Annotated in this window: 17 protein-coding genes and 1 riboswitch; of the genes, 14 read left to right on the forward strand and 3 right to left on the reverse strand. The window is 71.5% G+C overall.

The genetic code is table 11. The features are described from left to right. Positions 1–47: 47 nt before the first annotated feature. Positions 48–788, reverse strand: a complete 741-nt coding sequence (locus ACIQNG_RS16345; protein WP_401485537.1) for a TetR/AcrR family transcriptional regulator — start codon at positions 786–788, stop codon at positions 48–50. A gap of 123 nt (positions 789–911) precedes the next feature. On the opposite strand from ACIQNG_RS16345, the gene ACIQNG_RS16350 reads away from it, so the two are divergent. Next, on the forward strand, positions 912–1,850 hold the full coding sequence (locus ACIQNG_RS16350) for a hypothetical protein (protein ID WP_401485539.1): 939 nt from the start codon (positions 912–914) through the stop codon (positions 1,848–1,850). An 84-nt stretch (positions 1,851–1,934) separates the two neighbouring features. Continuing rightward, on the forward strand, positions 1,935–2,717 hold the full coding sequence (locus ACIQNG_RS16355) for a DUF899 domain-containing protein (protein WP_401485712.1): 783 nt from the start codon (positions 1,935–1,937) through the stop codon (positions 2,715–2,717). A gap of 290 nt (positions 2,718–3,007) precedes the next feature. Here the strand turns inward: ACIQNG_RS16355 and ACIQNG_RS16360 are convergent, their stop codons facing one another. Next, on the reverse strand, positions 3,008–3,187 hold the full coding sequence (locus ACIQNG_RS16360; RefSeq protein WP_401434282.1) for an antitoxin: 180 nt from the start codon (positions 3,185–3,187) through the stop codon (positions 3,008–3,010). A 188-nt stretch (positions 3,188–3,375) separates the two neighbouring features. Here ACIQNG_RS16360 and ACIQNG_RS16365 point away from each other — a divergent pair, with 188 nt between their 5' ends. The 3 genes from ACIQNG_RS16365 to ACIQNG_RS16375 all read left to right on the forward strand — a co-directional run bounded on the left by ACIQNG_RS16365 (position 3,376) and on the right by ACIQNG_RS16375 (position 5,077). Beyond that, positions 3,376–4,125, forward strand: coding sequence for an HNH endonuclease family protein (locus ACIQNG_RS16365; RefSeq protein ID WP_401485542.1), 750 nt, complete (start codon positions 3,376–3,378; stop codon positions 4,123–4,125). Positions 4,126–4,394: 269 nt separating this feature from the next. Continuing rightward, on the forward strand, positions 4,395–4,532 hold the full coding sequence (locus ACIQNG_RS16370; RefSeq protein WP_401485544.1) for a hypothetical protein: 138 nt from the start codon (positions 4,395–4,397) through the stop codon (positions 4,530–4,532). 407 nt (positions 4,533–4,939) lie between these two features. Then, positions 4,940–5,077 carry a hypothetical protein gene (locus tag ACIQNG_RS16375; RefSeq protein WP_401485546.1) on the forward strand — a complete coding sequence of 46 codons (138 nt, stop codon included), beginning with the start codon at positions 4,940–4,942 and terminating at the stop codon, positions 5,075–5,077. 156 nt (positions 5,078–5,233) lie between these two features. Here ACIQNG_RS16375 and ACIQNG_RS16380 read toward each other — a convergent pair whose 3' ends face one another. Then, complete coding sequence (locus tag ACIQNG_RS16380; protein WP_401485548.1) at positions 5,234–5,920, reverse strand: hypothetical protein; 687 nt, start codon at positions 5,918–5,920, stop codon at positions 5,234–5,236. 180 nt (positions 5,921–6,100) lie between these two features. Here ACIQNG_RS16380 and ACIQNG_RS16385 point away from each other — a divergent pair, with 180 nt between their 5' ends. From ACIQNG_RS16385 to eno, 9 genes are all read left to right on the forward strand, one after another. Next, complete coding sequence (locus ACIQNG_RS16385) at positions 6,101–8,659, forward strand: N-6 DNA methylase (protein ID WP_401485714.1); 2,559 nt, start codon at positions 6,101–6,103, stop codon at positions 8,657–8,659. 403 nt (positions 8,660–9,062) lie between these two features. Continuing rightward, positions 9,063–9,839, forward strand: coding sequence for a hypothetical protein (locus tag ACIQNG_RS16390; protein ID WP_401485550.1), 777 nt, complete (start codon positions 9,063–9,065; stop codon positions 9,837–9,839). A 38-nt stretch (positions 9,840–9,877) separates the two neighbouring features. Beyond that, positions 9,878–11,365: a protein kinase gene (locus ACIQNG_RS16395; protein ID WP_401434674.1), complete on the forward strand. Its 1,488-nt coding sequence runs from the start codon at positions 9,878–9,880 to the stop codon at positions 11,363–11,365. A gap of 315 nt (positions 11,366–11,680) precedes the next feature. Beyond that, positions 11,681–12,328 (forward strand): SurA N-terminal domain-containing protein, encoded by a 648-nt coding sequence (locus ACIQNG_RS16400; protein ID WP_401485551.1) that lies wholly within the window; start codon positions 11,681–11,683, stop codon positions 12,326–12,328. 188 nt (positions 12,329–12,516) lie between these two features. After that, entirely contained in the window at positions 12,517–13,566 is a 1,050-nt protein-coding gene (locus ACIQNG_RS16405) for a nucleoside triphosphate pyrophosphohydrolase (protein ID WP_401485553.1), read from the forward strand. A 325-nt stretch (positions 13,567–13,891) separates the two neighbouring features. After that, positions 13,892–15,079: a cytochrome P450 gene (locus tag ACIQNG_RS16410; protein ID WP_401485555.1), complete on the forward strand. Its 1,188-nt coding sequence runs from the start codon at positions 13,892–13,894 to the stop codon at positions 15,077–15,079. A 293-nt stretch (positions 15,080–15,372) separates the two neighbouring features. Next, positions 15,373–16,680, forward strand: coding sequence for a transglycosylase family protein (locus ACIQNG_RS16415; RefSeq protein ID WP_401485557.1), 1,308 nt, complete (start codon positions 15,373–15,375; stop codon positions 16,678–16,680). A 202-nt stretch (positions 16,681–16,882) separates the two neighbouring features. Then, positions 16,883–17,078, forward strand: a riboswitch (cyclic di-AMP (ydaO/yuaA leader). A 3-nt stretch (positions 17,079–17,081) separates the two neighbouring features. After that, positions 17,082–17,801, forward strand: coding sequence for a transglycosylase family protein (locus ACIQNG_RS16420; protein WP_401485559.1), 720 nt, complete (start codon positions 17,082–17,084; stop codon positions 17,799–17,801). Between the two features lie 504 nt (positions 17,802–18,305). Beyond that, positions 18,306–19,592, forward strand: coding sequence for a phosphopyruvate hydratase (gene eno, locus ACIQNG_RS16425; RefSeq protein ID WP_401434639.1), 1,287 nt, complete (start codon positions 18,306–18,308; stop codon positions 19,590–19,592). Positions 19,593–19,697: the final 105 nt, after the last annotated feature.

The following is a 19,697-nucleotide window of genomic DNA, read 5'->3' on the forward strand; positions in this document are numbered from 1 at the left end:
ACTGCTGGGCCCCTGCCGCGGGCGGTGTCCGGTCCGGCCGCGGGTCGTCAGGCTTGGCGGAACATCATCCCCGCCAGGGACCGGAACGCCTCCTCGGGGTCCTGGCCGCCGAGGGGTTCGTCGAGGTTGTGGCCGAGGAGCAGGGTGGCGAACCCGTGGGCCAGGGACCATGCCGCGACCTCGGCGAGCCGAGAGTCGTCTGCGGTGTCCGGGGCCTCCCTTGCGGATGCGGTGTGAGTCGCTGCGGGGGCTGTGTCCAGCCCTGTGGATGCGGTGTCAGGCCCTGTGGGAGCCGTGTCCAGCCCTGCGGGGGCCGCGTCCCGCGCCGTGGACGCGGCGTCCCGCGCCGTGGATACGGCGTCCTGCACCGTGGATACGGCGTCCCGCAGGGCGGCTCCGCTCAGGGTGCGCGCGGCGTTGAGTTCGAGGTCGTCGGCGCGCAGCAGCTCCGGCGTGAACATCACCTGGAAGTGCGCCGGGTGGGTGCGGGCGAACCGTACGTAACGCACTCCCGCCTCCTTCAGGTCCCCCGCCTCCCGCAGCGCCTCGGCGAGCAGCCCGTACCCCTCGGCCGCGATCGCGGTGAGCAGTCCGGTGCGGTCCTTGAAGTGGTACGCGGGGGCCGCGTGCGAGACGCCGGCCCGGCGGGAGAGGTCCCGCAGGCTCAGCGCGGAGGGCCCGGAGGCGGCGATGACGTCGAGCGCGGCGGCGAGGATGGCCCGCCGTAGATCGCCGTGGTGGTAGGGGCGGTCCTTCTCGGGTGCGGGATCTGTCTGCGAGGGCGGCATGGCACCAGGGTACGCAGAATTTTGTCATTGACAAGTTTCACTGCGGCGCGCAAACTTACCAGTGTCAAGATTCCCGCTGAGGAGTCCCGACCGAACCAAAAGGAACCAAGGAGGTGTGTCGTCATGCCGCATGACGTCGATGAGAGCGTGGCCGGGGGCGAGGGCGGCGAGGACCGGAGCCGCGTCGGTGTCGAGCCCGGGATCGAACCGGCCGGCGTCCGCCGGCTCTGGCACCTGCTGGAGCCACTGCACGCGGTGCTCTACTACGCGCCGGAGGTCTTCGAGGAGGCCAACGCGCTCGGCTACGACAAGGAGGAGCGCTGGTCGAGCTACTTCCCGCTGCGCGCCGCCCCCCTGGGCCCGGTCGGCGCCGAAGCCGTCACCTCCGCCTTCTACAGCTACGACCCGGGCATGGTCGCCGAGCACATGGACGGCGCATGGGCGGTCGCGAGCCCCGGGGAGGTCCTGGAGGCGAGGCTGCGAGGCATCGACCGGGCGTACCGCTCGCTCTTCGGTGAGCTGATGGACCGCCCGGAGCTGGCGGAGGCCGCCGCCCTCGCCCGGACCGCGGCCGAGGCGGTGGAAGACGCGGGCCGCCCGCTCGCCGCCGCCAACGCCGCACTGGACTGGCCCGAACCCCCGCACCTCCAGCTGTGGCACGCGGCCACCATCCTGCGCGAACACCGGGGCGACGGCCATCTCGCCGCCCTGCTCGTGGCCGAACTGGACCCCACGGAGTCCCTGGTGTCCTTCGCCGCGATCGGCGCCGCCTCGACCGAGCGCTTCGCGAGCCGAGGCTGGAGCCCCCGCGCCTGGACAGCGGCCCACGAGCGACTGCTGGCCCGCGGCCTTCTGAACGAGGACGGTACGGCGACGGACGCGGGCCGCGACCTGCGCCACCGCGTCGAGCATCTGACCGACCGCCTGGCAGCCGCCCCCTGGAACGCCCTGGGCCGGAAATCCGCCGACCGCCTGTCGGAACTCCTCGGTGACTACTGGGTCGCCGTCCTGGCCTCGGGCCTGCTGCCGTCGGAGAACACTCTGGGCATAGGCCGCGTCTGAGGACGCTCCCGACCCCGCCGCGATGAGTTGCGGCAGGTTCCCGAGTCTCCTCTGATGACGGTACGAGACACCACGGAGGACACCATGACGAACATGCCGGACGATCCGACCACCGAGCTGCCCGGTCGCCCACCCGTCGTCGACCTGGCCACCTGGCAGGCGGCCCGTGACGAGCTTCTGGTCCGGGAGAAGGCCCACACCCGCGCGGGCGACGCCCTGGCCGCGGCCCGCCGCCGGCTGCCGATGGTGGAGTTCGACGGAACGGTCGAGGTCGTCGGACCCGACGGCCCGGTCCCGTTCCTGGACCTCTTCCAGGGCCGTGACGAACTCATCGTCTACAAACACATGTGGTACGACGGCGCACCCCATCAGGGGCAGTGCGAGGGCTGCACCACTGCGGCCTGGTACCTGAAGGACGCCGTCTACCTCAACGCCGCCGGTGTCTCGTTCGCCATCCTGACCACGGGCCGGTGGGAGGAAGTGGCCTCCTTCGTCGCGTTCATGGGCTACACCCAGCCCTGGTACTCGGTCCGCGACGTGCCCCCGCCGGTCGGCGGCGAGATGGGGTACCTCACCTGCTTCCTGCGCGACGGCGACCGCGTCTTCCTCACCTACTCCACGACGGGCCGCGGCAACGAACCGCTCAACGGATCGCTCAGCCTGCTCGACATGACGCCCTACGGCCGCCGCGAGGCATGGCAGGACAACCCGGAGGGCTGGCCCGAAGGAAACCCTCCGTGCTGGTCCTGGCGCTCGGACGCCGAAGGAACCGCCACCTGGGGCCCGACCAGCAGACCCGTACCCCAGTGGACCCGCCCGGGCGCGACACCGGTGAAGACCCTGGGCAGACAGGGCCCCCATAGCTGACCAGCGCGCCGGCCCGCAGCTGATCACGGCGGATCGCAGCTGGTCACGACTGATAGCGACTCACGACTGCTCATGGCTGATGGCGGATCGCGGCGCCCGCAGCACGCGGTCGCCGCCGACGGCCGACCAGAGGAGAAGCCGCCCGCGGGAGGTGAGGTGCCACGGACGGCTTCTGTTCGAGGTGGTTCGAGGTGGTTCGAGGTGGTTCAAGGTGATCCGACGGCCACCGCCGCCACACCGGACTTCCGGCGCACGACGGGCCTGGTGATGTCCTCCGAGGTGTCTCCGGCCTACGGCTGTTCGGGCCTTTCGCGGTCCACGCCGAGCGCGCCCTCAGCCTTCTGCTGCGCGTCGTCGACCTGGCTCTCGTACTTGTTGCCCGTCTTCTCGTTGACCTTCTTCTCCGCCGCGTCGGACATGCTCTTGGTCTTGTCCTGCCCGTGGCTCTTGAACCTGTCGAAGATGCCCATCCAGAGCTCCTTCCCGGAGGTGACTCAAAGACGACGATACGCCCCACTTGCGCAATTCGCTCGATTGGCCCTGCCGTGGTCTGAACCTCTCGGCAGCATGGCCCGGCCGCTCACCGTCCGGCTACCGTGTGCGCCAGACAGCGACCGCCCGCCCGGGGTGGAACGCGCGGGCAGGGGGAGGACACACCGTGAGGCGGCTGAGGGGCGGAATCACGGTCGCCGTTGCCGCCGCGCTCGTCGCGGGATGTGACGGCCTGGAGCCGGGCGGAAGCTCCGCAGGGTCCGGACCGGATGCCGCTGCCGGACGGGCGGCGAGCCCGCTGACGAATGCGGACGGAACGAAGCCGGGGCTCAGGGCGCTCACGTCGGAGGCGGACAAGGCCAACGCGCGCAAGCTCGTCGACGAACTCATCGTCAAGGGACGGGGGCCGAAGACGGGCTACGAACGGGACAAGTTCGGCTATGCGTGGATGGACACGGCGGATGGGGTGCCGCTGGCGCGCAACGGTTGTGACACGCGGAACGACTTGCTGCAACTCCATGGACGGGACGTCCAGTTCCGTAGGGGTTCCGACTGCGTGGTCGCGTCGATGGACCTGTACGACCCATACACCGGCAAGGACATCGCCTGGAAGAAGGCCAAGGCCACCGAGGTACAGATCGACCACGTGGTGCCGTTGTCGTACGCCTGGCAGATGGGTGCCGCCCGCTGGAACAAGGAGAAGCGGCAGCAACTGGCCAACGACGTGCTGAATCTTCTGCCGGTCTCGGGCTCCACGAACTCCGCCAAGCGCGATTCCGGTCCGGCGTCCTGGTTGCCGCCGAACAAGGAGATCCGCTGCTCGTACGCAGTGCGGTTCGCGCAGGTGGCACTCAAGTACGACCTCGCGGTGACGGCGGCGGACAGGGCGACGATGTCGAAGCAGTGTCAGGGCTGACAGCATCCCGACGACTGTCCCGGCCCCGGGGCTGCGGGATCCCTGTCGGACGTGGTGGCTAAGGTGCGACGTCATGGACGCCGCCGATCTCGACCGCCAGGCCCGGACATTGTCCGGCTGCATTCCCCCTCTCCTGGTCTCCCGGCTTCTTGAGCTCGGCCACCATGACGAGGTGGAGGTCCAGGCCCGTTGTGGGGAATGGTTCTGCGCGCAGGCATGGGCGCGGCTGATCGGTGACCAGGATCGGCAAGGTCAGGCGTTGGAGGTGCTTGCTTCCGCTGGAGTTCTTCGCGCGCCTGGTGGCCCGGCACGGACATACGGACGAGGCGGTCACTCGGCTGCGCGCCGGAATCGAGGACCCGCTTCTCGCCGCCGCTCTGGTCGACATCGCCGAAGGAACAGACTGAGCTGCTCGCCGGCGCCGGACGCATCGAGGAGGCTGTTGCCGTTCTCGAACAGCACGCCGCCCCCGCGAACACCAACGACCTTGCCGGCTGCCTCATCGAACTGGGGCGCGTCATCGACGCCGTCGTACTCCTTCAGCAGCGCGATTCCGAGCCGGTCTCACCTGTCTGGACCGGCTTGCCTTTCAACGAGCCCCCATTCTGACGGGGCCTCTCACGGCAGGAGAACGCGACCTACGGGGACGGAACGCAGCGCATGGCACGGCGCAGACTGGCTCGTGCGGCGGTGAGGTCGTCCTCCGCCTCACGCAGTTGGCTCTCCAGGGCGGCGATCTGATCCGGAGTGAGGGAGCAGCGCGTCGAGTTTCCGCCGCATCTCGGCCGACTTTGCGCAGGCGCGGATCTGGTCGGTGAAGCGGGCGTACGGCCTGTGGGTCACGGCCGCCGAGCGGGAGGCGATGACCCGGGTGCTCACCGACGGCCCCGACCAGCGTCTGCCGACGGGCGGCAATCCAACGTCGGCCCGTTCCCGCTTCACAGCGGACTGACGAGCGGAGAGTCGCGGGGCCTGTGGCGCCGGCCCGTCCTTGCCGCGCTGCCGATGCAGGTGCGGGCGGGGGTGAGTCGGTGCGGGGGCGCGGGCGCCTGGGTGGCGCGGAGGGGGCGCGGGGCGTGTGCGGGCGCCCCGCACGGCGGCCCGGGGGTCAGCTGGACTTCTTCCAGTCCTCGCAGCCGGAGGTCTTGAAGTAGCCGTCCGAGGCGCTGATGGTCACGACCGCGGAACCGCTCACGTTGTTGTTCGCGAGGATCGACTCCAGTGAGTGCTCGGCGTCCTTGCTGCGCTCCCAGTAGCACATGTCGTCCTTGTTGCCGGTCGACTTGTAGGTGCCGGGGGCGATGTCGACGCCGACCTTGAACATGCCGCCGTCACCCGACATCTCGGTCGCCGGCGAACCACCCTTGGCCTTCGGGTCGACGGTCTCCCAGTCGGAGCAGCCGTTCGACGTGAAGAGCTTGTCGGAGGGCTTGACGGTGACGTAACTGGTCCCGGTCACATTGTCGTTGGCCAGGATGGACTCCATCTCCCCCTTGGCGTCCTTGGCGCGCTCCCAGTAGCACATGGCGTCGCTGTTGCCGCTGGTCCGATAGGTCCCGGCCTGGATGTCGGAGCCGACCTGGTAGTCCCCGTCCCCACCGAACGCTGCTTCCTTCTCCTCCTCGTCCTTCTTCTCGTCCTTGGCCTTCCCCTTGTCGCCGGACCCGCGCTCGGAGGAGGCGGAGGAGTCCGTGCCCTTGCCGGAGTCCCCGTCGCCTCCGGCGCTCACCGAGACCACGCCGATGACGACGACGCCCACGACGGCCCCCAGCACGATCTTGCCCTTCATGCCCATGGTGGTTCCCTCCCCATAGCGGTGACTGCGCCTCCGACGGGCAGCCGCTCGTTCGCTGGGTCAATAAGAACATCGACTGTGAACCGAGTCAACACGGTTCACAAAAAAGCATGAGTACACGACTGTGAACTCATGGCGCGACTTCATGTGCGTGAATAGATCGATCGCGTGTACGTCGGTATGCTCGGGGTCACACATGGCACGAGGGGAGCGGGGCGAGTGCAGGACAACGCGACAGAGGTGACCGCCGCCGGAATCGCACGGCTCGCCGGCGTCGGCCGCGCCGCCGTCAGCAACTGGCGCCGTCGCCACGCGGACTTCCCCAAACCCGTCGGCGGCACCGAGACCAGCCCCTCCTTCGCCCTGGCCGAGGTCGAGACCTGGCTGCGCCACCAGGGCAAACTCGCCGAGGTCCCGCTGCGCGAACGCGTCTGGCAGCAACTCGCCGGACACCCCGAGGGGCCGGCCACCGCGCTGGTCCACGCCGGATGCGTACTGCTGCTGATCCACGACCGGCCGACGGTGTGGCTGGACATCGCCGCCGGGCCCGACGAACGGCTCGCGGCCAAGTTGCCGGAGTCGCTGGAACGGGTGATCGTCGACCGCTTCGGAACCGCCGGATGGCGGCGCGGCGGGGCCCCGGGGCGCGGCGTTCACCGTGTGAGCGGCTCGGGGCGGGGGGCGGCCGTGAACAGCTCGGCCGCCGTGAACTCCTCGCCAGGTGTCAACGGACCCACCGCCGTGAACCCACCCACCCCTGTGAACAGCCCTGGAGGTGTTCACAGCGCGGGCAGCGCTGCCACGGTTCACAGCCCGGGCAACCCCACAGCGGTTCACGGCGCCGACGGCGCCGACACGGTTCACAGCCCGGATGGCCGCTCGACAGTTCACACCCAGAACGCCGCTGCCAGGGTTCACACGCCGGACAGCGCAGCCTCGGTCCACACGCAGGGCCGCGCCCCCGAAGTTCACAGCCAGAACCCCGCCCCCGGAGTTCACACCCCCGGGACCGGCCCAGCCCCCTCAACCACCCCTGCAACCCCCGCCACCGCAGCCACAGCCCCCCCAACCCCCCGAGCCACCCCCGCCCTCCACACCCCCACCGGCCCCGAACTCCTCCCCTCCGCCCCCCTCCTCCGCGGCACCGCCGAACTCGCCGCGGAGATGGGCGCGCGGCAGACCTTCGAGTTCCTGCTGGGCCGGCATCTCGACGCCAACCCCCGCCAGTACACGCTCACCCCGCCCGACCTGGCCGACCTGATGGCGCACCTCGCCGGTCCCGCCCGCACCGTGCTCGACCCCGCCTGCGGCACCGGCGCCCTGCCGCGCGCCGTCCGGGCCCGCTCCGACCAGGAGCTGTACGTCCAGGACGGCGCTCCCGAACTCGCCGCCGTCACCGCGCTCCGGCTCGCACTGCACTCCCGTGCCGCCGTCCGCGCCTGCGTAGGGGACACCCTGCGTGCCGACGCGCACCCCGATCTGCGCGCCGACGCAGTGCTGTGCCATCCCCCGTTCAACGAGCGCAACTGGGGTCATGACGAGCTGGCGTACGACCCGCGCTGGGAGTACGGGTTCCCGGCGCGCACCGAGTCCGAGCTGGCCTGGGTGCAACACGCGCTGGCCCGGCTCAAGGAGGGCGGCACCGCCGTCCTGCTGATGCCGCCCGCCGCCGCGTCCCGGCGTTCCGGGCGGCGCATCCGGGCCGACCTGCTGCGACGGGGCGCGCTGCGCGCCGTGATCGCCCTGCCCGTCGGCGCGGCGCCGCCGCACAGCCTCCCCCTGCACCTGTGGATCCTGCGCCGGCCGGGCAACGTGCCCGCCGCCCCCGAGGTGCTGCTGACCGACGTGGGGCAGTTCGCCGGGGAGGGGCGCGGCGGCCCCGACTGGCGGGCCGTCAGGGACGCGGTGGTGGAGGCGTGGAGCGAGTTCGATCGCGCGGGCACGCTCCGGGAGCGGCCCGGGCTGGCCCGTTCGGTGCCGGTCATCGACCTCCTGGACGACGACGTGGACCTCGCCCCGGCCCGGCACCTCCCGCCCCCGGCCGCCGCCGACGGCGCGGAGGCGCTCACCGCGGTCCGTGAGCGCCTCGGCGAGACCCTCCGACTGACCGGCGACCTCACGCCCCCCGCGGTCACCGCCGCGCAGTCCGCGCGCTGGCCGCTGACCACCATCGGCGAACTCGCCCGCGGCGGCGCCCTCGTGATGCGTTCCAGCGGAAACACCGCCCACGCGCGCGTAGCGCCCGAAAACGACACCCACGCGCGCGTGCCGGTGCTGACCGACCACGACGTCCTGTCCGGAGCCGCCCCCTCCGGCACCCTGCCCGAGGGTGACGAGGAGACGGTGCTCACCGAGCCCGGGGACGTCGTCGTACCGGTGCTCGGCGGGGGCGCGATGGCGCGCGTGATCGACGAGGCGACGGCGGGCGCAGCCCTGGGACGCAACCTCGCCCTGCTGCGCCCCGATCCGGCGTCGCTCGACGCGTGGTTCCTCGCCGGTTTCCTGCGGGGCACCGCCAACAACCGCCAGGCCAGCAGCTACGCCTCCACCGCGACCCGCCTCGACGTGCGCCGGCTGCAACTGCCCCGGCTCGCGCTGGACGAACAGCGGCGCTACGGCGCACGTTTCCGCGCCCTGGACGAGTTCGAGCGGTCGCTCCGGCGCACGAGCCGGCTCGGGGACCAGCTCGTACGCGGGATGTACGACGGCCTCACCGACGGCACGGTGGCACCCGACTGAGCTTCGCGCCACCGGCCCGCCGCCCGACCCACCGGCCCGCCGCCCGACCCGCCGCCCCACCGGCCCGCCGCCCGACCCACCGACCTGCCAGCCCGACGCCCGACCCACCAACGCACCGGCCCAACTCCACTCACCCCAGCCCGACTCCGCCGCCCGAAGCCGCACGCGCGCACAGGCCGATGGAGCCCGCCCCCTGCCCAGGTCAAGGCGGCGTTCCGGCCGATCCGCGTGAGACACGGGCCCCGCAGCCCGCGGAAGACGCGTGGAGTGATCAGCTCGGCAACGGTTCGGTTTAACCCGGGACCGGTTGTCCGTGTCGGCGGATACGCTCGAAGCGACCATCGCACGACCGGTATCGCACGAGGCCGGACGCGCGCGCCCGTTCCAGGTCCCAGGAGCAGCCATGCATGGCCACGGCTACCCGCAGCCGGTGAAGCAGCAACCCTCGACGGGGGTGCTGGTCTTCCTGCGTGTGCTGTTCGTCGTGATCGCGGTCTGCAGCCTCGGATTTCTGAGCTGGGCGATGATGCTGCGCCTGGCGCTCGTCACGCGGAAGGGCCTGGACTGGGGACTGTTCGTCGCCGTGTCGGCCGCTGACGTCCTCGCCATGGTGCTGCTCGGCAGCGAGCCCGGTGACGAGATCCACACCCCGGGCGGCTGGACCGGCCTCGCCCTGCTGCTGGGCACGCTGGTGGCCGGAGTCGCGTACTACCTCGCGGCCGACATCCGCCACTTCTACCGACCCCCGCAAGCCGCCTACGCGCACGCACACGCGCACGCGTCCGCGCACACCCCCGTACCGGGCACCACGTACGGCTACCCGCAGCCGCAGCCACACCCGCAGCCGCACCCGCCGTACACGGCGACCACCGTCTCGCAGATGCCGCCCGTCCAGCGCCCCGCGCCCACCCCGCCCCCGCCTCCGCCCGCACACCACACCCCGCCCCCGGCCACCCCCGTGGCTCCCGGCGCACACCACGCCCCGCCGCCCGCGTCCGCCACCCCGCCGCCGCAGCGTCCCGCGCGCATAGACCAGGTCCGCGCCGAACTGGACGAGCTGAGTGACTACCTGCGCAACCGAGACGGGCAGCCGGACGGGAACGCGGATGGGAACGCGGGCGGGCCCGCAGGCGGGCGCCAGGGCGCCGGCCAGGGCGACCGGCACGAGGGCGGAAGGTGACCGTGGCGGCAGGACGGGTCGTCTCCGGCCGGTACGAACTGGCCACGCTCATAGGGCAGGGCGGCATGGGCCAGGTCTGGACGGCCTACGACCGCCGCCTGGACCGGCGGGTCGCGGTGAAGCTGCTGCGCCCCGACAAGGTGGCCGGCCAGGAGGCCGACGAACTGCGGCGCCGCTTCGTGCGCGAGTGCCGGGTGACCGCGCAGGTCGACCACCCCGGCCTGGTCACCGTGCACGACGCGGGCAGCGAGGGCGAGGAACTCTTCCTCGTCATGCAGTACGTCGACGGCGCCGACCTCTCCGACCACCTCGCCGAGCACGACCCGTACCCGTGGCAGTGGGCGGTGGCGGTGGCCGCGCAGTTGTGCGCCGTGCTGAGCGCCGTGCACGCCGTGCCGATCGTCCACCGCGACCTCAAGCCGCGCAACGTGATGGTGAAGCAGGACGGCACGGTCACCGTCCTGGATCTCGGCGTGGCGTCCGTCATGGACACCGACACGACCCGTCTGACCCACACCGGCTCGCCCATCGGCTCGCCCGCCTACATGGCGCCCGAGCAGGCCATGGGCGGCGCGGTCGGCCCGTACACCGACCTGTACGCGCTCGGCGTGCTGGTCCACGAACTGCTCAGCGGCGACGTGCCCTTCGCGGGCTCCACGGCGCTCGGCGTGCTGCACCGGCATCTGTACGAGCCGCCGGTCCCCGTCCGCCGTATCCGCCCGGAGGTCCCCGAGGCGCTCGAAGCCCTCGTCCTGCGGCTGCTCGCCAAGGACCCGCAGCACCGGCCGGGCTCCGCGCAGGAGGTCTACGAGGATCTGGCACAGCTGCTTCCCGCACGCGGTACGCCGACGGGGGCGCCCCTCGACCCCACGCGCCCCTTCCTGCGCCCGCACGCCCCCTGGCCCGACCGGGCGCGCACTCCCGCGCCCCAGCCCGCGCCCGTCGCCGCGCCGACCGACGAGAAGCCGGACGTGGTCCGCGCGGTGGACGAGGTCAAGCGGCTCCTTGGGGAGGGGCGTATCACCCAGGCCGTGGACATCCTGGGCGCGATCCTGCCCGCCGCGGCCGAGCAGCACGGCGAGCACTCGCCGGTCGTCCGCACCCTGCGCAAGCAGTACGCCGCCACGCTCATGGACGACGGCCAGTACCGACGCGCGCTGCCCGAGCTGCGCCGCCTCGCCGACGAGCGGGCCTCCGAGGCGGGCCAGGCCGACCCGCAGGCCCTCCGGTTCCGCTACGACGCCGCGCAGTGTCTGGAACAGCTCGGTGAACCGGCGTCCGCGCTGACGGCGTACCGCGCGCTGCTGCCGTACTACGAGAACCAGTACGTCTCCGGCGACCCGGAGATGGCCCACGAGGTGCGGCGGCGTATCGGCCATCTCCTGCTCTCCGTCGGGGACCGGGGCGCCGCCCACGAGACCCTGATGCGCCTCCTGATCGACGTGGAGCGCCTCAGCGGTCCCGCGCATCCGCTGGCGCTTGAGGTGCGGCGGACGTTGCAGTGGCTGGGGCAGGTACGGGGCTGACGCGGCACGCCGGTCACCAGGGCCGTGCCCGCGCCCGGACGGGCCCCGTCCGGAGCGGTGCCCACGCGGATCCCCGCCGCCCCTCGCCGCCCCGCCGCCCTTCGTGGCCTCTCCGCCAGCTCTCGGGCCTTTTGGGGCCTCTCCGGGGCTCTCGGGGCCCCTTCGCCGTGGCCGGTTGTGTTCGGCGCGAGCACGGTGGTGCCCGAAGTCCTGGTGAATCGTTGGTCGAATGGGTTGGCCAGAGCTTGTCGGCTGCCTAACATCGATCACCGCAAGACTTTGTGCACTGCCGCACAAGCTCCTCGGGAGGTTTCCTTGCACCGCCGCCGTCGCACCGCGCTCGTCCTGTCCGCCGTGATCGCAGCCGCCGCCCCGCTCCTCACCGCGTGCGGGAACGACGCGCACCCGGGTGCGGCGGCCGTCGTGGGCGATCAGCGGATCACCGTGTCGCAATTGGAGAACCGGGTCGACGAGGTGCGCGAGGCGCAGCGGGCGGCGGTGAGTGACGAGGCGCAGTACGCGCAGGCCATCGCCAAGACCGGCAGCCTGACCCGCGACACCCTGCACGGCATGGTCCTGGACAAGGTGCTGAATCGTGCCGCCGAGGACGCGGGCGTGACCGTGACCCGCCGGGAGATCCAGGGGCTGCGCGGCGAGCTGGAGGACCAGGCGGGCGGCGCGCAGGCGCTGGAGTCGGCCTGGCTCCAGCAGTACGGGGTGGCGCCGGAGCGCCTGGACGAGAACCTGCGCGTCCAGCTGGAGGCCCAGAAGCTGGCCGCCAAGCTCGGCACCGACACCAGCCAGCCGGCGTTCTGGCAGACTCTGGCCGGCGCTTCCAAGGAACTCGGTATCGATCTGAACCCGCGGTACGGCAAGTGGGACGCCGAGAAGGTCGGCCGGGTGGACGCCGACACCCCGTGGGTGCGGGAGGTCACGGCCGCCCAGCAGGAGACCCCGGCGTAGCCCCCGCACCTCCGCACCACCACCCACCTCCGCACCACCGCCCACCTCCGCACCACCCCTGACCCGCACCACCACCCCACCCCACCACCCCATGACCCCACCACATTGACGGGCAGATAATCCGATGAGTCTGCTGCCGTGTGGATAACTTTCCGAGGGCTGTCGGCGGGGTGCGTTACGTTCGGATCGTGAACGCAACCAGCCCCGAAGGCACCCCCGACCCCGGCCGTATCGTCCTGCTCACCACCAGCCACCGGGTGGCCCCCGGCCTGCTGTCCTGGCCCGCCTGGCAGGCGCTGCACGCCGCGGACTCGGTGCTGTGCGCGGACGGGGCGCACCCGCAGCTGCCCTATCTCCGGGAGGCGGGGATAGCGGTCGCCGAGGCGGCCCCGGCGGCCGAGGAACTGGTCGACGCGTGCGCCGGGGGCCGGACCGTGGTCGTCGTCGCCACGGGCGAGGGCGAACCCGCGCTGACGGACGGACTGGCCCGCCTCGCCGGCTCCGGACGGATCAGGATGCCCGACCTGGAACTGCTGCCCGCCTCCTACGACCTCCCGGGCGCCCGCCTTCTCGACCTCGTGCAGGTCATGGACCGGATCCGCCGCGCATGCCCCTGGTCCTCCCAGCAGACCCACGAGGGCTTGGCCAAGTACGCCGTCGAGGAGGCGTACGAACTGGTGGAGGCCATCGAGGACGGCGACCGGGACGAGCTGAGAGAGGAACTGGGCGACGTACTCCTCCAGGTCGTCTTCCACGCCCGGATCGCGGAGGAGGGCGCGAGAGCGCGGACCGACGGTGAGGACGACGGCGCGGCGTTCTCCATCGACGACGTGGCGGCCGGCATCGTCGCCAAGCTCATCCACCGCCACCCCCATGTCTTCGGGGACGAGACCGCGACGACCCCGGAGGAGGTCAAGGAGCACTGGCTGCGCACCAAGGCCCAGGAGAAGCGGCGGACGTCGATAACGGAGGGCATCCCCCTCCACCAGCCCGGCCTCGCGCTCGTCGCGAAGCTGGCCTCCCGCGCCCGGACGGCGGGCCTGGACGTCCCCCTGCCCCCCACCGAGGGCATCGGCTACGACCTGCTGGTCCTGGCCACCCGCGCCGAGGCACAGGGCGTGGACCCCGAGGCGGCACTACGCGCGGCGGCCCGCACCTACAGAGACGCGATCAGAGAAGAGGAGGCCGCAAGAGCCGCGGGAGGCAACGGGACCCGGGGAGAGAAGGGGAGCAGGTGAGGGAGAACGCCCGGGATACGGTCGAACAGTGACCGACCAGCCCGCCCCACAGCTACCGCCCGACCCACAGCCCCCACACGACCCACAACACCCCCCGCCCGACCGGCAGCCCCCGCCCGACCAGGCCCCAGCACCGTCACCCCCCTCACCCCCCTCACCCCCCTCACCCCCCTCACCCCCCTCACCCCCCTCACCCCCCTCACCCCCCTCAGCCGCGCCCCCGACCCCAACCTCACCCGCGCCCCCGGAACCCCCCTCCCTCTTCACCTGGTCGTTCGCCGCCGACCCCTACCCCGCCTACGCCTGGCTCAGGGAGCACGCTCCGGTGCGGTGGACGGAGCTGCCGAGCGGGGTGGAGGCGTGGCTGGTGACGCGGTACGCGTACGCCCGGCAGGCGTTGGCGGACGCGCGGTTGTCCAAGAACCCCGCGCATCATGACGAGCCCGCGCACGCCAAGGGGAAGACGGGCATCCCGGGCGAGCGCAAGGCCGAACTGATGACGCATCTGCTCAACATCGACCCGCCGGACCACACCCGGCTGCGCAGGCTGGTGTCGAAGGCGTTCACACCGCGCCGGGTGGCCGAGTTCGCGCCACGGGTGCAGGAACTGACCGACGGGCTCATCGACCGCTTCGCGGAGAAGGGAGAAGCCGATCTGATCCATGAGTTCGCGTTCCCGCTGCCCATCTACGCCATCTGCGACCTGCTCGGCGTCCCGCGCGAGGACCAGGACGACTTCCGGGACTGGGCGGGCATGATGATCCGGCACGGCGGCGGCCCCCGGGGCGGTGTCGCGCGGTCGGTCAAGAAGATGCGCGGCTACCTCGCCGAACTCATCCACCGCAAGCGCGAAGCACTCCCCGACACCCCCGCGCCCGGCGAGGACCTCATCTCCGCCCTGATCCGCGCCTCGGACCACGGCGAACACCTCACGGAGAACGAGGCGGCGGCGATGGCCTTCATCCTGCTCTTCGCCGGCTTCGAAACCACCGTGAACTTGATCGGCAACGGCACCTACGCCCTGCTCACCCACGACGACCAGCGCACCCGGTTCCAACACGCTCTGGAGGAAGGGGACACCGGGCTCCTGGAGACCGGGGTGGAGGAACTGCTCCGGTACGACGGGCCGGTGGAACTCGCCACCTGGCGGTTCGCCACCGAGCCGCTCACCCTCGGCGGCCAGGACATCGCGCCCGGCGATCCCGTGCTCGTGGTGCTGGCGGCGGCCGACCGGGATCCCGAGCGGTTCGCCGATCCGGACACGCTCGACCTCGGCCGCCGGGACAACCAGCACCTGGGATACGGCCATGGGATCCACTACTGTCTCGGCGCACCGCTCGCCCGGCTGGAGGGGCAGAGCGCGCTGGCCACCCTCTTCACCCGACTCCCGGACCTCCGCCTGGGGGCCGATCCGGCCGAACTGCGCTGGCGGGGCGGTTTGATCATGCGAGGGCTGAGGACGCTGCCGGTGCGGTTCACCCCCGAAGCCGCCCGGCCGCATCGCCGCCCCTGAGGGGCAGTTACCAACCTCACACGGCGGACCGTCAGCCCTCCTCGAACAGTGGCCGGATTGCGCCCCTCACGCCCCATTTCCACCCCCACCTCTGACGGAAAGTCACCCCACAGCCCCTTCTCATCCACAGACGGTCACTCACAACATGACACGCCCTCACTTTTGTGATCTCCACGTGATCTGCGCGGCATTTACTTGTGACAAGTCAACGATTCCGGCTACCTTCACCCCTCAGCGCGACGCAGCGCATCACGCGCCGCGCGGCTCACCGTTGTCTCGCGAAAGGCCCCCGCATGCTCTCCGGGAACGGTCGTCACCGTCGCCCCCGCCAGGCTCCGGCGCTGCTCGTCGCGGCCGGGGTCACCGGCTCAGCCATCGCCATCCCCCTGCTCGGTGCCGGGGGTGCGAGCGCCGCCGGCGGGACCACGTGGGACGCGGTCGCCGAGTGTGAGAGCGGTGGCGCGTGGAGCGCGGACCTGGGCAACGGCCGCTACGGCGGACTCCAGGTGACGCAGGAGGCGTGGGAGACGTACGGCGGTCTGGAGTACGCGGGGAGCGCGGATCAGGCCAGCCGTTCGCAGCAGATCGCCGTGGCCGAGAGGATCCTCGCCGACCAGGGCGTCGGCGCCTGGTCCACCTGCGGGCTGCTCCATGGGCTCGGGGACGACGAGAACCCCGCCGGTGTCGACACCGGCCTGGCGGGCGACGCCACGCCGGGGTCCTCCGGCAAGGAGAGCGACGGTTCCGGTGGCACCGGCGGGTTGACCGACTCGTCCAAGTCGACGGGGTCGTCCGGTAAGGATGATTCGTCCGGCGGATCCGAGGGGACCGACGGCAACGGCGACTCCGGAGCCTCCGGGGACTCAGCACCCACCTCGCCCACCTCGCCTTCCTCGCCCCCCTCCGGCAGCCCGTCCGAAGACCCGTCAGGGCCCTCGCAGGGCTCCTCCTCGCCCTCGAACGGCGACCCGTCGGGCGGGGCGGGCGACGGCTCCGCCGGTTCGTCCCCCTCGGAGTCGCCCACCGAACCCGCCGCCGACCCCTCCACCCCGGCCCACGGCGAGGAAGTGGGCGATCCTCGACAGAGCCTCGGCGCCTCGCACCTCGTGGACACCAGCGCCCTCCCCGGCACAGGCCGCCACCGCGGCCCCAGCGCCGACGAGAGCGCGGACAGGGGCACCGGCAAGGGGGCGGGCAAGGACGCCGCCGACGCGAGTGACGCCAAGGGCGTGGACGACGGCCAGAAGAGCGACAAGGCCGACCCCTCCGGGTCCTCGGGGCCCTCCGGGTCGTCCGAGCAGTCCTCCGAGCCGTCCGCCGGGTCCGCCGGGTCCGCCGAGTCCTCTCGGCCCGCCGACCGGCAGACCTCGCGGGGCGGTGAGGCCGCGCGAGGCACGCTCGACTCGCTCGACGGCGACTCGTACACCGTCCGCCCCGGGGACACGCTGACGTCCATCGCCGACTCCCTTGACGTCGACGGTGGATGGCGGGCGCTCTACCGGGTGAACGAGCAGGTGCTCGACGGCGACCCCCACCACATCGTCCCCGGTCAGACCCTGACTCTCGGCGATGTGGCGGACGGCGACCAGGGTGACGAGTAGGGACAAGTGGGGCAGGGGTGGCGGGAGTTCACGTCACGGTTCGCGCTGAATGTCCGGTTTGGTGAAAGTGTGGGATGCGTCTCAGAAGCCCTGATCCTCTTTGAAATTCGGCGAATCGCGTGTCTACGGTCATGACCGCTCGCAAGCAGTGAGCCCCGATGGCCGCCACGCCGAATCCTGCCGGTGGCCGAGCGGGAAATTCGTCGCGCAAGCGCCGTAGGCAGGAGCGGGGGAACCAAGGTAAGTGCCGTATCCGGCAGTTGAGGAGACTCGACGCCGGGGGCGGCTTGGGGTGAAGCCATGTCGTACGAGGCGAAAAGCCGCGTACAGGACATGGCCGGGCAACTCAACCGGCCCGAACCCGACAGCTCACCTCGTAGGCGTCGGTGAGGGGATCCTTCATGCTGTTTTCCGGCAAGGGCAAGCACCGCCGTCCGTCCAAGGCCACCCGTGTCGTCACACTCGCCGGTGTCACCGGCGCCGCTGTCGCCGCCCCGCTCATGGCGGCCGGCAACGCCTCCGCCGCCACCGCGTCCGAGTGGGACGCCGTCGCCCAGTGCGAGTCCGGTGGCAACTGGTCCATCAACACCGGAAACGGCTACTACGGCGGTCTCCAGTTCTCCGCCTCGACCTGGGCCGGCTACGGCGGCACGAAGTACGCGGCCACCGCCGACCAGGCCAGCAAGGCGCAGCAGATCGAGATAGCCGAGAAGGTCCTCGCCGGTCAGGGCAAGGGCGCCTGGCCGTCGTGTGGCGTGGGCCTGTCCAACACCCCGTACGCCGGTGGCGGCTCCACCACCCCGAGCGCCCCGGCCACCCCCGCGCAGCCGTCGCAGCCGTCCCAGAGCGACAGCGGAAGCGACGAGCGCTCCTCCGAGGAGCAGAGCGCCTCCCGTTCGCAGGAGCGCGAGGCCACGCCGAAGGAGACCGTCACCACCCCGACCGGCCAGAAGGTCGAGAAGGGCGACGGCGAGTACAAGGTCGTCACCGGCGACACGCTCAGCTCCATCGCCGCCGACCACGACGTCGCGGGCGGCTGGCAGAAGCTCTTCGAGCAGAACAAGGACATCGTGGACGACGCCGACCTGATCTTCCCGGGTCAGCAGCTCCACCTGAAGTAGGCCATCGGGAAGGGGGTCATCGGGCCCGCCCGGCCCGTGCGCATGGCTCCCCCGAGCCGCCGCTCAGCGTCCCCACAGCCTCGCCCCCCACCTGAGGCACCCCCTCATCCCATGAGGTACGTCCTCATTGAGGCCCCGTGCGGTTCCCCCGACCTCACGGGCCCCCCGCCCCGGTGCGTGAATCCCCCGTACGCACCGGGGCGGGGCTTTTCACGTACAGATGTGAACACCGACCTCCTGGCCCCCCTGCTGTGAACCGGTTTCCTCACCACCCCGGTGTGAACCGACCGAACGCGGGACCCGTCCCCCCTCCCCCCCCCGCCAGAATTGGCGCGAGAACCTCTTTGTTCCGTTCGGAAACATTTTACGATCGGTTCCGTCCACAGGGTGGGAGACCGGCTGGCCGATCCCCCGGAGCCGGTTAGGCTCATCTCGCAGAGCCGCTGCGGTCACGCCGGGCCCTGCCCCACCGCGTCACATTCACGCGTCACATTCACGAAGGAGATGCTCGTGCCGTCCATCGACGTCGTCGTAGCCCGGGAAATCCTGGACTCCCGAGGCAACCCCACGGTCGAGGTCGAGGTCGGCCTCGACGACGGCAGCACGGGTCGTGCCGCCGTGCCCTCCGGCGCCTCCACCGGCGCCTTCGAAGCCATCGAACTGCGGGACGGCGACCCCAACCGCTACCAGGGCAAGGGCGTCGAGAAGGCGGTCCTCGCCGTCATCGAGCAGATCGGCCCCGAGCTGGTCGGCTATGACGCCACCGAGCAGCGGCTGATCGACCAGGCGATGTTCGACCTGGACGCCACCGACAACAAGGGCTCGCTCGGCGCCAACGCCATCCTCGGCGTCTCCCTCGCCGTCGCGCACGCCGCCTCCGAGGCGTCCGACCTGCCCCTCTTCCGCTACCTGGGCGGTCCGAACGCGCACCTGCTGCCGGTGCCGATGATGAACATCCTCAACGGCGGCTCGCACGCGGACTCCAACGTGGACATCCAGGAGTTCATGATCGCCCCGATCGGCGCGGAGTCCTTCTCCGAGGCCCTGCGCTGGGGCACCGAGGTCTACCACACCCTCAAGAAGGTGCTGAAGACCAAGGGCCTGTCCACCGGCCTCGGCGACGAGGGCGGCTTCGCCCCGAACCTCGGCTCCAACCGCGAGGCCCTCGACCTCATCCTCGAAGCGGTCAAGCAGGCCGGTTACGTTCCCGGTGAGCAGATCGCCCTCGCGCTCGACGTGGCCGCCTCCGAGTTCTACAAGGACGGCGTCTACGTCTTCGAGGGCAAGGACCGCTCCGCCGCCGAGATGACGGAGTACTACGAGGAGCTGGCCGCCGCCTACCCGCTGGTCTCCATCGAGGACCCGCTGTTCGAGGACGACTGGGCCGGCTGGCAGGTCCTCACCGAGCGTCTGGGCGACAAGGTCCAGATCGTCGGCGACGACCTGTTCGTCACCAACCCCGAGCGCCTCGCCCGTGGCATCGAGGAGGGCGCCGCCAACGCCCTGCTGGTCAAGGTGAACCAGATCGGCTCGCTCACCGAGACCCTGGACGCCGTCGAGCTGGCCCAGCGCAACGGCTTCAAGTGCATGATGTCCCACCGCTCCGGCGAGACCGAGGACGTCACCATCGCCGACCTGGCCGTCGCCACCAACTGCGGCCAGATCAAGACCGGCGCCCCGGCCCGCTCCGAGCGCGTCGCCAAGTACAACCAGCTCCTGCGCATCGAGGAGATCCTCGACGACGCCGCTGTCTACGCCGGTCGCAGCGCCTTCCCGCGCTTCAAGGGCTGACCGCAGCAGTACGAAGCGTCGTACGTACGTCCCCGTACCCGGTCCCGTACCGTGTGCGGGGACGTACGCGCGTGGGTCGCCGTAGGCGGATCGAACGGGAGGCGG

The organism is Streptomyces sp. NPDC091377 (genome assembly GCF_044757045.1).
Lineage (GTDB): Bacteria > Actinomycetota > Actinomycetes > Streptomycetales > Streptomycetaceae > Streptomyces.